At 40.8% G+C, this 13,503-nt stretch carries 11 protein-coding genes; 2 read left to right on the top strand and 9 right to left on the bottom strand.

What is annotated here, in order from left to right; translation table 11 throughout:
- Positions 1–687: 687 nt before the first annotated feature.
- From PVV60_RS03485 to tkt, 7 genes are all read right to left on the bottom strand, one after another.
- A complete protein-coding gene (locus PVV60_RS03485; protein WP_273723154.1) occupies positions 688–891 on the bottom strand; it encodes a hypothetical protein in 204 nt (67 codons plus the stop codon).
- A gap of 127 nt (positions 892–1,018) precedes the next feature.
- A complete protein-coding gene (locus PVV60_RS03480) occupies positions 1,019–1,150 on the bottom strand; it encodes a hypothetical protein (RefSeq protein WP_273723153.1) in 132 nt (43 codons plus the stop codon).
- Between the two features lie 625 nt (positions 1,151–1,775).
- Complete coding sequence (locus tag PVV60_RS03475; RefSeq protein WP_273723152.1) at positions 1,776–2,213, bottom strand: hypothetical protein; 438 nt, start codon at positions 2,211–2,213, stop codon at positions 1,776–1,778.
- 671 nt (positions 2,214–2,884) lie between these two features.
- A complete protein-coding gene (locus PVV60_RS03470) occupies positions 2,885–3,916 on the bottom strand; it encodes a class I fructose-bisphosphate aldolase (protein ID WP_273723150.1) in 1,032 nt (343 codons plus the stop codon).
- Between the two features lie 149 nt (positions 3,917–4,065).
- The gene (locus PVV60_RS03465; protein WP_273723156.1) at positions 4,066–5,259 is read right to left on the bottom strand and encodes a phosphoglycerate kinase; all 1,194 of its coding nucleotides are present in this window, start codon (positions 5,257–5,259) and stop codon (positions 4,066–4,068) included.
- 508 nt (positions 5,260–5,767) lie between these two features.
- Complete coding sequence (gene gap, locus PVV60_RS03460; RefSeq protein ID WP_273723149.1) at positions 5,768–6,775, bottom strand: type I glyceraldehyde-3-phosphate dehydrogenase; 1,008 nt, start codon at positions 6,773–6,775, stop codon at positions 5,768–5,770.
- Between the two features lie 202 nt (positions 6,776–6,977).
- Positions 6,978–8,984 carry a transketolase gene (gene tkt, locus PVV60_RS03455; RefSeq protein WP_273723148.1) on the bottom strand — a complete coding sequence of 669 codons (2,007 nt, stop codon included), beginning with the start codon at positions 8,982–8,984 and terminating at the stop codon, positions 6,978–6,980.
- A gap of 332 nt (positions 8,985–9,316) precedes the next feature.
- Between tkt and PVV60_RS03450 the strand changes: the two genes are divergently transcribed.
- Entirely contained in the window at positions 9,317–9,592 is a 276-nt protein-coding gene (locus PVV60_RS03450) for a DUF4164 domain-containing protein (protein WP_005774573.1), read from the top strand.
- A 12-nt stretch (positions 9,593–9,604) separates the two neighbouring features.
- Positions 9,605–9,988, top strand: coding sequence for a cell division protein ZapA (locus PVV60_RS03445; RefSeq protein ID WP_273723146.1), 384 nt, complete (start codon positions 9,605–9,607; stop codon positions 9,986–9,988).
- Between the two features lie 1,471 nt (positions 9,989–11,459).
- Here the strand turns inward: PVV60_RS03445 and pyk are convergent.
- A complete protein-coding gene (pyk, locus tag PVV60_RS03440) occupies positions 11,460–12,896 on the bottom strand; it encodes a pyruvate kinase (protein ID WP_273723145.1) in 1,437 nt (478 codons plus the stop codon).
- A complete protein-coding gene (locus PVV60_RS03435; RefSeq protein ID WP_273723143.1) occupies positions 12,893–13,381 on the bottom strand; it encodes a DUF1036 domain-containing protein in 489 nt (162 codons plus the stop codon). Before PVV60_RS03435 ends, pyk begins: the two co-directional genes overlap by 4 nt.
- Positions 13,382–13,503: the final 122 nt, after the last annotated feature.

The raw sequence follows: 13,503 nt of genomic DNA, 5'->3' as shown, positions 1-13,503 counted from the left end.
AATCTCTATGGACTATGAGGATGTGCAAGGAGCTCTCTTCATAACAGCACCGTCACATTGATTTATAAAGATAATCCATTATTTTTCATGAGAGATCATGAATAGCATAGGATTTTCTCATGCCAAACCCTTATAGTGAGTCAAACAAAATCTCTCGGCTTACACATCACAAACAGAGTTGGCGTGTGGAGTGAAACTGTACAAGAAAGAAGTAAAATACCTCTCTTACCCCTTTAAGTACCAATGGCTGTCACAACATTGGCGCACTGAAAGCATATACGCTGTTGACAAAGAGTATAATGGGGGTGCTCGCTTACCCCCTTATGCGGCTTATTTAATAGGCTCTAGGGACACAAGCTCTACCCTAAAGACTGACCACACTCTTAAAAAAAAACTGAATATGAAAAATTTTTCATACCCTCCATCACCGCCCTAAACAATAATGTTTACCGAAAATCATGACAAATTGTAATGCACAAATAGGCTTCTCTCATCTGCAAGAGTATCCTTTTATTCTCTTTCAAAAAACGAACACTTTTTGAACATTGTTTGCAGATCCGTATTATTGAAAAAGAGCAAAGACTTTCTCAGCGCTTTTGGGGTTCGTATAACTTTTGTGTAAGCGCGTATAAGCAACAGCTTTTATAATAAACCGGCTGTTGGCAAAATCGTAAAATTTTATCAAATTTATTGTTTGTAAATATCACCACGACCACTGTTCTGCTCTTGCAGACACGCAACCTCAAAAACAACTTTCTCTTTGCTCACAAATTGTCTCTCCAGCTCTCTCTTCCAGTCATAGCCTATAAAATAAGGATAGAGTACTTTAATTGGACACCATCTTCTCTCACCACCACCAACGCCATCATTTATTATATTTACAGCCCTCAACTTTATAGCAACCCTTGTCATGCTTTAAGAAGGCACGTTAACGATGATAGGAACATGTACAAAGAGGATATATCTTTAAGGTATTTATGTTTTAAAGCTTGCACCAAATCATAATTTTTGTGCAGAGCTAGCCAAGCATACGCAAAACTGACACCCTAACCATTTCAAACCGTTCAGCTGTTTTAGCAACAGATAAGCCAAGTTCGACGATTATATCTTCAACCATGAATTCACCGAGGAGCAGAGGATTTTCCATCATTTTTTAGCGCTCCCTCTTCAATGATCCTCTAGACAATCCACTCATTCAGCATCTATACTAGCAAAGCGAAATATTACGTGCTAATTTTCCTTTACAATCATTAACCAAGAACCCTCAAAATAACCTTTTAGTGAATAGAGCTAAAAGGATGAGTCCTTCAAAATCATTTGGTAATATAGCTATATCAAGAGCACCTAAAATACGCCCTAATTGCTCAGTATAGGCGACCTTCCCCCTTTTATCGTATCAGTCTTGTAGAACTTTAAGTCCTTTATGTTTAAATCAAAAAATCATAATTAGATTATATTGCATAAAGATGCTTTTTCTCATTTTTCCATTTAACACACGATAAGGTACCATTTAGGCAGCATGAGAAGCTTTCCCCTTATATCATGATTTCAGAAGCCGCATGAGAAAAACAAAATAAGCCGTTTGGGTATCTCAAGGTCAAGGATGCCGTTAGGCGCAGCAACCTTTAAAGAATTGCCTTGAGCTTAAGGATCACGGCTTGTTAGTCCTCTCATTAACGCGGGTCTGATGTTATGATTTTGGAGAGCGATTATTAAGAATTTGAGAGGCAGATAGCCTCTCATCTTGATTTGTATGCAAACGAATTGCACTCTATTTATTCAGGGAGAATAAGAACATACCCAGGAGGTGCTAAACGGAATAAGAGAGCGTCGTAACCCCACGCAGCAGACAGGGAGCAAATAGAAGAAACGCCTTCAGCAATTGCCATGAGTAATGCGAACGATATACCGGCTTCATCTGCTGTTGCTTCGCGGCGTTCTATGAGATATCCGAAAAAAAACAAAAAGCACCCTATTCCACTCACCGACCCAAAGACTTTTAATGCGGTATGAACCGGTCCACGTATGTTGAGCAAGATAATAAAAATTATGAAAGTAAATACTGTAAAGATCCCTTCGAATACCCCACGCACCATATGGCACAATTTTCGCATCATAATTACAGAAAAACTCTGTTCTGCGTATCGATTTTTTCTTTTAATGCTTGTATTCTTAGAAGATATACTGTTATTCTCAGAAGATATGCTATCCACAACTCCCCCATATTTTAAGACAAAACGCTGTGAAATTAGTTATTCTTAATTACATCATCACAAAATACAAGAAAAATTTATCCATTTTAATGAAAAAATAGGTGTTTTATTGAGATGAAAATCTATTTTTGTTAGCAAGAGTTATTCAATTCGTTCGTCAATAGAAAGGCTCCCCCCATTGCAGAGTAAGCTATCTTGACGCACAAAAACTTCATAAGCTGTATATTAAAATCCACTCAGACATCAAAACTCTCCAATCTACCCGCTTAATCCACCTTTGAAACTGTAATCAAATGGATTCTGCTGATGACAAGCAATGATAACATGAAAAAGAAAAAATATCACAAAATCAAACTCTTCAAAACAGTCTTAGCTTTATGATTTTCACTCACAAAATAAGTGCCACCTCATAAACGACAACACACTAAGATGCTGTGCATTCACAAATTTCCTTTAAAGAACCCATCTCCCCTTCCCGAAATCGCACACCTCTCCCGCGATCTTATATCTCGATAGCACCCCTTAAAGAATTTGAAAATGTCCAAGGAGCCCCCTCTCTGAGAAAGCTTTCAAGCCTAAAACGCCCTCGCCATTTTTATCATGATGAGGGCACCCAAAAAACATGCAGAAACATGCAAAATCTCTCCGCATTTAGGTATAGGGCTTGTGCTTCAAGCGCACGCTTTTTCTTGTTCTGTTGTCCATTGTCCCAAAGCCGCAAGATGATTCATCCGAGCCCGATGACGAAATGCTTTCTGTGCAACAGCAATATTCTCATCTTTTCCAGCCCATGCTTTTAAAGCAGCTGCTTGCAATGCTCGTCCATAGGAAAAGGTCAATTTCCAAGGCAATGCGCCCAAAGAATTCATAGCAGATAAATGCGCCGTTGCTTCCTGATCAGACTGCCCTCCAGAAAGAAAAGCAATTCCAGGAACAGCGGCAGGAACAGTCTGTTTAAGCACTTGGACGGTCCTTTCAGCAACTTCTTCAACAGAAGCCTTGCGCGCATCCTTGCCATCAATCACCATATTGGGCTTTAAAATCATCCCCTCCAAAAGAACACGAGCTTCAAACAATTCTTTAAAGACAGTCTGTAAAACAGCTTTTGTCACCTCAAAGCAACGCGCAATGGAATGCCCACACGATGATCCATCCATCAACACTTCCGGCTCAACAATCGGCACAATATTGAACTCCTGACACAAGGCAGCATAGCGTGCAAGAGCTTGTGCATTTTGTCTTATGGCTCCTCTTGTTGGCAAAGTGTGTTCATTAATAGCAATTACCGCACGCCATTTAGCAAAACGTGCTCCCAAAGCATAATAGTCTTTTAGCCGCTCACGAAGACCATCCAACCCTTCAGTAATTGTCTCTTGGGGAAAAGCGGATAAAGGCTTTGCACCGGTATCAACCTTAATCCCTGGCAAAGCGCCTGCATCCCGAATAAGATCCGTCAACATTTTCCCAGTTGATGCTTTTTGCCGAATGGTTTCATCAAATAAAATAACCCCAGATATGGCACTTTCCATTGCTTCTTTTGTACTAAAAAGCATTTCACGATAAGCACGGCGCCTATCTTCATTGGATTCAACACCAATACTTTCAAAACGCTTTCCAATGGTCGCCGTACTTTCATCTGCCGCCAAAATACCTTTACCCGCATGCACCAAAGCAAGTGCAATATCTTCAAGCCGTTCATTCATAAAAAATTCCTCTTTATTTTGTCTCAAAATTTCATTTTGTCTTAAAACTTCTAAAAATATTTTTTTAATTTCTAAAAATGCGCAACACTATCAAAACACCCTTAAACGACCGTATAGTTTTTCTTTAACCTTCTCTTCAAAGAAACCCTTTAACCCTGCATAAGGGCAAGAATGCCAGGCAGAACCTTACCTTCCATCCATTCCAAAAAAGCTCCTCCAGCAGTCGAGAGATAAGTAAAATCATTGGCAACACCAGCATGATTAAGAGCAAAAACTGTATCGCCCCCTCCCGCAATTGAAACCAACTTTCCTGTCAAACTACGTTCTGCCGCATGGCGTGCAACGGCAATAGTTCCCTTGTCAAAAGGAGACATCTCAAAAACACCAAGGGGTCCATTCCACACAAGAGTAGCAGCTTCATCTATCGCAGCATTGATATGCGCAATAGAGCGCGTCCCAATATCCAATATCATTCCATCTTGTGGAATATCCTCAATGTCATAAAGACGATGCGGTGCATCTTTTTCAAAACGAAATCCAACGACAGCATCTACGGGGAGCAAAAGCGTACATTGACACTCTTGCGCTTTTTTAATAATTTTTTTTACCGTCTCCATCAATGCATGTTCACACAGTGACTTCCCAACAGACACACCTTGCGCTGCTAAAAAACTGTTAGCCATCCCCCCACCAATAATCAAAGAGTCAACTTTTTCCACCAAATGATTGAGCACAAAAAGCTTGCTGGAAACTTTCGCTCCTCCCACAATGGCAACCACAGGACGTGCTGGATTGCCGAGTCCTTTTTCTAACGCCTGCAATTCACCTTGCAAAGAGCGCCCTGCATAAGAAGGCAACAAATGCGTTATTCCCTCCACCGAAGCATGGGCACGATGAGAAACTGAAAAAGCATCATTGACATAGAGATCCCCATTATGAGCCAAAGCTTCCGCAAAAGAACAATCATTCTTTTCTTCACCAGCATAAAAGCGAACATTTTCAAGCAGTAAAACACCACTATTTTGTAATGACTCAACAGCAACTTGCACCGCAGAACCAATACAGTCAAGAGCAAAAGCAACCGGCTGATTAATGATCTTTTCCAGCACTTGCACAACAGGACGGAGTGAAAACTCTTGCTCTACCTTTCCTTTGGGGCGACCACAATGAGAAAGCAGAATAAGTTTAGCACCACGCTTTTGTAGCTCAATGATTGTTTCTTTATGTCGTTGAAGACGCGTCGTATCACAGACCTTGCCTTGCGCCATTGGCACATTAAAATCCACCCGCATAAGAACACGTTTGCCCAAAACATCAACATCATCAAGTGTACGAAACCCCATCACTGCTTCCTTTTCACTTTCCATTGTTTCAAATAAAAACGCATACCCTGCCCACTTTTCTTTCCACTCATCTCCCTCTTTTCTTTTACAAGAGATCCACGACAGCCTATCTCTCCACCCTCTGCTTAAAAAGCCAAAGCTTCATCGTCAAATGTACAAAAGTCCACCATTGCTCTTAACCTTCATATCCCATTGTGGCAAATAAATGCATTGGCTCAACTTGATCTCTATTAAAACTTGCCTTTTACTTCTAGGCAAAAGAGTTTACATCTCCTAATTTTCTGACGTTTTCTCAAAGGGTATCTCGTTCAGATCTTACTTTTTCAAAGTTTACTCTTTTATTCAGCTTTTAAAAGCACGTATTGACACAGTATTAAAACAAAACACATCATCAATTTTTCAATAGTATCTTCTCTCTAGCGCATGAGAACAACAGCTTCTATCTATTTTTCTCAAAATTGCATAAAAATAAGACTTTTCCCTATAAAAAGAGGACCCTGAGGTCCTCTTATATTGTCTTAGCGAAAGCTACAGCCGTATCACTCATACGGTTAGAAAAGCCCCATTCATTATCATACCAAACCAGAACGCGACAGAGCTTACCATCAATCACTTTTGTTTGATCATTGTGGAAAATAGCTGAATGAGGATTATGATTAAAATCACAACTCACGAGTTTTTCTTCTGTAGTGTCCAAAACGCCCTTCAAAGGACCTTGTGCAGCAGCAGCAATAGCTATATTAATTTCTTCAATTGTTGTGGAACGCTGCGCGGTAAATGTCAAATCAACTACAGAAACATTAGGGGTCGGAACACGAATCGATACACCATCAAGCAATCCCTTTAATTCTGGTAAGACCAATCCCACAGCTTTAGCCGCTCCTGTTGAGGTAGGAATCATAGAAAGAGCTGCCGCACGTGCACGATAAAGGTCACGATGCATTGTATCCAACACAGGTTGATCACCTGTATAAGAATGGATTGTTGTCATAAAGCCCTTTTCAATGCCCACCGTGTTGTGCAAAACTTGTGCTACAGGCGCCAAACAATTGGTTGTACAAGAAGCATTTGAAACAACGCGATGTTCGCTGCTTAAAGATTGATGATTAACCCCATAGACGACCGTAAGATCTGCTCCTTCAGAAGGCGCAGAAACAAGAACACGCTTTGCCCCCGCATCCAAATGAGCACTTGCTTTATCACGCGCAGTAAAAATGCCCGTACATTCCAAAGCAATATCGATATCCAAATCTTTCCAAGGCAATTGAGCAGGATCACGCTCTGCGCATACCTTTATTAAACCACCCCCCACATCAATAGCATCCCCTACCACCTTAACGGTCCCAGGGAAACGCCCATGAACTGAATCATAGCGCAACAAATGGGCATTTGTTTCCACCGATCCCAAATCATTAATTGCGACCACTTCAATATCTTTCCGTTCACTTTCCACAAGTGCACGTAAAATATTGCGACCAATACGACCAAACCCATTAATTGCAACACGAACTGTCATTTCACATGTTTCCTCATCAATTTTTTAAGCACAACATTTAAAACACAATAAATGGGTATTTCACCAATCCCAAATCATTAATTCCCCCAATGTCAATATCTTGATTACTCACTCACTTATCCACAATAATGCACAAGATCATCCACAACACTGCACAGAATATGAGTCCCTAAAACCACCCCATTCATGACAACACAAGCTGTCATTTTGTCTTTTTCTCTTTGATCTTTCCAAGTTCTTTTTCAACAGTGGCGACCACATTCTCACAAGTAATACCAAAATGCGCATAAAGGGCATCAATTGTTCCACTTGCCCCAAAGCCCTCCATACCGATAAACACACCATCACAGCCAATAAAACGGTTCCACCCTTGGGCGACGGCAGCTTCAATGGCAATTTTAATCGGTGCATCTCCAATGAGAGCACGCTGATAAGAGAGAGATTGTTGAGAAAAAAGTTCAAAACAAGGCACAGAAACCACACGCGTTGGGATGCCTTTTTCTTCTAAAACTTCATGCGCTTTTACTGCAATTTGCAATTCTGAACCAGAAGCAAACAGCGTCACTTGAGCATCATCGCTAGCTGTTAGAAATTCATAAGCACCGAGCATACAAAGATTTTCTTCTTCATACTCTTGACGCAAAAGCGGTAGATTTTGCCGACTCAAAGCCAAGGTAGAAGGCGTCTCGCGTGCTTTCAGAGCCAATTGCCAACATTCCACTGTCTCCATAGCATCAGCAGGGCGGAACACAAGATGATTAGGCATTGCGCGCAGGCAAGCCAAATGCTCCACGGGTTGATGCGTCGGCCCATCCTCACCAAGACCAATAGAATCATGAGTCATGACATAAATCACCCGCAACCCCATGAGAGAAGACAAACGCATAGCTGGACGCATATAATCAGAAAAGCATAAAAAGGTTCCCCCATAAGGAATAAAGCCGCCATAAAGGGCAAGACCATTCATCACAGCTCCCATTGCATGTTCGCGAATTCCATAATGCAGATAGCGCCCTGAAAAATCTTCAGCAGAGATACTTTTCATCTGGCTGCTTTTTGTATTATTAGATCCGGTTAAATCAGCCGAACCACCAATGGTCTCAGTAACAACTCCATTGATCACTTCAAGAGCCATTTCTGAAGCTTTACGCGTAGCAACAACGGGGCATTCTTCAACGAGTTTCTGTTTATAAGTATCAATAGCGCCATCAAATCCACCCACGAGATCGCCCCGCATCAATCTTTCAAACTCCACACGCTCTGAGACAGGAAGATCAGAAAATTTTGCTTCCCACTTTTGCCGCCTTTTAGCAGCATTAAGCCCTGCCAAGCGCCAATTATCCAGAATATCAGCTGGAATAACGAAAGGCTCAGCATCCCACCCTAAAGCGATACGGGTTTCAGCGATTTCTCGTGCGCCTAAAGGGGCTCCATGAACTTTATTGGTACCCGCTTTATTTGGCGCTCCAAAACCAATTGTTGTTTTACAAGCGATCAAAGTTGGTTTATCAGAATTTTGTGCCGCCTCAATAGCCCGTGCAATTGCTGCTTGATCATGCCCATTGACTTTATGTGTCTCCCAACCAGATGCCTTAAAACGCGCAATCTGATCTGTACTGTCAGCAAGGGAAATCTCTCCATCGATAGAAATATTATTATCGTCCCACAACACAATAAGCTTATTGAGTTTCAAATGACCAGCAAGGGAAATCGCTTCTTGAGATATCCCTTCCATAAGGCATCCATCGCCCACCAACACATAAGTATAATGATTAATGAGATCGCCAAAACGGGCATTTTGCAAACGCTCCCCAAGAGCCATCCCCACGGCATTCGCCAACCCTTGTCCAAGAGGACCAGTCGTTGTTTCGATTCCCGCCACATGCCCATATTCTGGATGCCCAGCAAGCTTTGCCCCTAATTGGCGAAAATTTTTAAGATCTTCAATGCCAATATCTTCATAACCAGAAAGATACAAGAAAGCATAAAGCAACATAGACCCATGCCCCGCCGATAACACAAAACGATCACGATTAGGCCAACGAGGTTTTTTGGGGTCATGAGCAAGGAATTTTGTATAAAGAACCGTAGCAATATCGGCTGCCCCCATGGGCAAGCCCGGATGACCAGAATTTGCTTTTTCAATCGCATCAATAGCAAGAAAACGGATAGCATTGGCCATCTGATTCTGTTGGTGGGTGTTTGTCATGAATAATCGACCATTCCGTTAAATACGTTATTCTGTTGCTTTTTCCGTATTCTCTTAAAATTCTCAAGAAATACTATTTTCTAACCATTAGCGTGAGACTTTTTGCCACCACTTCAATAGCATTAATAACATTCCCCTCACGCGTCCTGTATATCCATGTCATTTATGCCAATACGCACAAAAAATCCAGCTTTTAATTTATATCCATCCCCTGCTTTGCTTGCTAAAATATCCTACATACTTAAAAATAAAATGCACACAACACAAGAGTGAAAGTGATTCGTTTTTGCATAACACATTGATAAAGGATAATTACCCAAAGGATAAAAGCAATGAACCAAGAGACTACAGTTCTACAAGATGCTTTAGAGCACCTAGAAAAGGCACTTAGAACTTTAGAGATCACCATAATAAACCGCAATGCCGTTATTGATAAAAATAACGAATGGGAAGAAGAAATCCAACGAATGAATGCTGACCGCAGCCATCTTGCCCAAGCGCTTGACAAAGCTGAAGCCCAAATTGAACGCTTAGAGTCTGTAAACAAAGAAGTTTCCAAACGTCTTATTAAAGCAATGGAAACAATTCGTGTCGTCATTGATAGATAAAGGTTTGAATGTATGGAAACTGTTTCCGTTACCATTGATGGTAAAATTTATCGCATGGCTTGTGATAAAGGACAAGAACGTCGTCTTATTGCGCTTGCTGCTCAATTGGATCAATATATCACACATTTAAAGAACAATTTTGGTGAAATTGGCGACCATCGTTTATCGGTTATGGCTGGCATAATGATTATCGATGAAATGGAAGAAATAAAACGAGAAAATAAAAAATTACAAGAAGACTACGATGCTCTTTTGCGACTCCACAACGAAAGAGACCGCACCATGGGGAAAATTATGCGTGACACCACACAACGCATTGAAAATCTCACCAACCAATTGCTCAAAGATGATGAAAACCGCACAAACATTCAAGAACAGGAACAGGAAGATTTCTAAAAGCACATCAGCGTGTAATAAACCAGAAATTTGAATTTCCGCCCATACCTCACAGGATAAAAATTCTTAAACCCACACCAATCTGTAAATAGTCCGGTTTTTTTATCAGAGAGGATTCCAGCTACTCACTATTTATAGGATTAACTTAAAACTCAACAAGAAAGCCTGCCCCTGAATATTTCACCCCTGCACAAACACTTCCTATATCAAGAAGGCAACCTTATATCACCACACTTCAAATGAGATGTCTTTTAACAGCGCAACAAGATAACAAAACCAACATCATTGTAAAAAAATCATACAAATGACAACAGCAACAAACAAATAAAGCGTCCTCCAAAAAAAGAGCTATATTCATGTTTCCTATGAATACATACCAAAAGTTCTTGCCCCTAGATAATATCCAGCAGATTCAATATATATTTAAAAAATAACCTTATATATTATACCATAAAATACCGCCATTTGATAATATAAGCACCATGGAATCTTGGCACCTGAAATATCCATTAGAGGGAACCCACCGAGAAGAGCCGTATCGTTTATAAACCAGCGTGAACTTTAGTATTTTCATCCTTTAGAGCAGGAAAAAAGCCAAACCCGAAGAGTATGTTAATCTCATACAACTTCAAACATCATAAATAACAATAATAGCTCTTGAAAACATTCCCTACCACCATCTTTATCCTTATACTCTCTCCTCAGCTCTCAAAACGCCGTGCTTAATAAAAGAAAGAGCAAACCGGTACCATCATTATAACCACCCCCAATATTGCAACAGCCCCTTGGTTCGTAAAACGATTCATAAGATGGACACCTTTCTTGTACAGTTTTTACCCATACCCCCACCCGCTTGTAAGCAAATAGTCATGATTGACAAAACATGCACAAATTTAAAATAAGACAATCTTACGGTATTCAGAATTTTGATAGAATATTTTGATAGAATATAAAGAACGCTATATTATCATTATAAATCAATATGCTTTAAATGTGCCGACAAAGCATATTTTAAAAACACATTCACCCATCATTTTCTTCATGACATACCAGCATGATTTTTTAGGCACATAATTTTAATTTTATTCAATTCTGTTTGCAAAAGTTTAAAATGAGAAAAATTTCAAGGCTCTCCTTCAAAAAGAAAAAGAATGAACTCTCATTATCAATGAACATCTTGCTCGTATAAACATCAATAAAAAATCCCCAATATGCCTCAATGAAATAAAAGGGGCTCTCTCATTAAATGCCCTACCGCAAAAGCAGCTTCCTCAGAACTAAAACAAAAATCAACAGACAACATCACCGCCTCTGCTTTCATCCCCAAACTGGACGACCTAACGCAACACCTTGCTATCTTACGATGAGTGATAAAAGAATAATGGATCTATGGAGGCATTCACAAGAAGCGCACACCCGTTGTTTTAAAGCCTGTTCAAAGGTGCATGAAAAAACACCATGCGTAAATGGCTCAAATCCCTTTCGTTCCATCTTGAGAGACAGAAGCAATACGCAAGAGATTTGTCGCTCCAGGCGTTCCAAGAGGAACGCCAGCTGTCACAAGAAAGCGATCGCCCCCTTTGCAAAAGCCTTCCTGAAATGCAATGGCTGCTGCACGATCAACCATATCCTCTAAACTCCGTGCATCTTGCGTGACCACACAATGAAGCCCCCAAACTAAAGCCAAACGCCGTGCTGTCTCCACAATGGGAGATAAAGCAATAATCGGTCTATTGGGACGTTCACGAGAAGCGCGCACCCCCGTTGTTCCTGAAGCCGTATAGGCAACAATAGCTGCTAATTCAAGTGTTTCAGCAATCTGACGCGCAGCAAGAGAAATCGCATCCGTTCCTGTTGATTCTGGTGCTGGATGCTGTGCCCCAACCTGAGCGGCATAAGTATGATCTTGTTCGATTTGCCGCGCGATTCGATCCATCATAAGCACGGCTTCTTCCGGATAACGACCAGAAGCAGATTCAGCAGACAACATCACCGCATCTGTTCCTGCATAAACTGCTGTAGCAACATCCGACACTTCTGCACGTGTTGGAACAGAAGATGAGATCATTGATTCGAGCATTTGTGTTGCCACCACAACAGGCTTTCCTGCTAAACGACAAGCTTTTATGAGCTCCATCTGAAGTGCAGGAACCCTTTCCAAAGGCATTTCCACTCCGAGATCACCCCGTGCAATCATAATACCATCGGATACATCAATAATTTTCTCTATATGCTCCAAGGCTTGAGGCTTTTCGATTTTTGCCATCAAAGACACCTTGTTTTTCGTCAATCGACGCACCGCTATAATATCTTCTGGACGTTGAATAAAAGAAAGAGCAACCCAATCAACAGGCTGCTGTAAAAGAGCCTGAAGATCCTCCTTATCTTTTAACGTCATCGAATCAAAAGGCAAAATTGTATCGGGAAAACTGACACCCTTTCGATCGGAAATACGGGTTCCAGAAACCACGCGACACTGTATAGAATGACCATCACAAACTTGCGCACGCAGTTCCAGTTTTCCATCATCAATCAACAAGCGATCCCCTGGTTTAACAGCCGAAAATACATCCTCATGAGGGAAAAAAACACGCTGTGCATCACCAAGGACATCGCGATTATCTAACGTAAAGCTTTGCCCAACACGCAAATCTTCTTGACCCTTAGTAAAGCGCCCCACACGCAGTTTTGGTCCCTGAAGATCCACTAAAATACCAATGGGTCGCCGAACTGTTTTTTCAACTTCTCGTATAGACTTGACCAAATCACCCATCATATCACGATCAGTATGGCTCATATTAAGACGAAAAACGTCTGCCCCTGCCCTAAAAAGCTTCTCAATCATTTCACTCGAAAAAGAAGAAGGGCCAAGAGTCGCAATAATTTTTACTTTACGTGCACGTTTCACGGTGGAGAATTTCCTGAAAGAGAAGGGACAACAGAATTGTTTAACAAAGACTCATCCGTCAACTGTACCATCCAACTGGTTTGATTTCCGGTATCGATTTCTTTAAATTCAGCCTTTTGATATCCTCGAGGGAAACAATCATGAACCCCTTGAATGGTAAATTGGCTATCTTGCACACACATGGTTACAGAGCCTGCCCAGTTCCCTTTTTTTTGTGCCCCTTCCGCATAAAAATAATAAAACCGTGAAGCAAGAGGCCCCTCAATTAAGGTTTTACACTCCGTCACGGGTACCGTCCACCAGCCTTCGCTCACCCACCCTGAAAATGTACGATATCCAAGAGCAACCCCTACAGACTGTTGGGTTGTATTACAAACCCTAAAGTCAGCTTTTGCAAAAACAACAAGGGGAAACAAGAGCAAAATGCTCAAAAGAAAAACCTTTAATCCTTTTTGAAACACCCAATATCGTTTTTTTAAAATCACAAAACTTCCTCTATAATGTCAAATTCTCAAAACAAATTACACACTTCTTTTTCAAAAGCTTTTCAAGTCTAAAACATATATTTTTACATTTTTCTTTTTATAGCCCTTTTATCAATGCATAT

Origin of the sequence: Bartonella sp. AU18XJBT (assembly GCF_028618595.1) — a bacterium.
Lineage (GTDB): Bacteria > Pseudomonadota > Alphaproteobacteria > Rhizobiales > Rhizobiaceae > Bartonella.
Note: the sequence above shows the minus strand (reverse complement) of the source record. Positions and strands in the feature narration are given on the sequence as shown.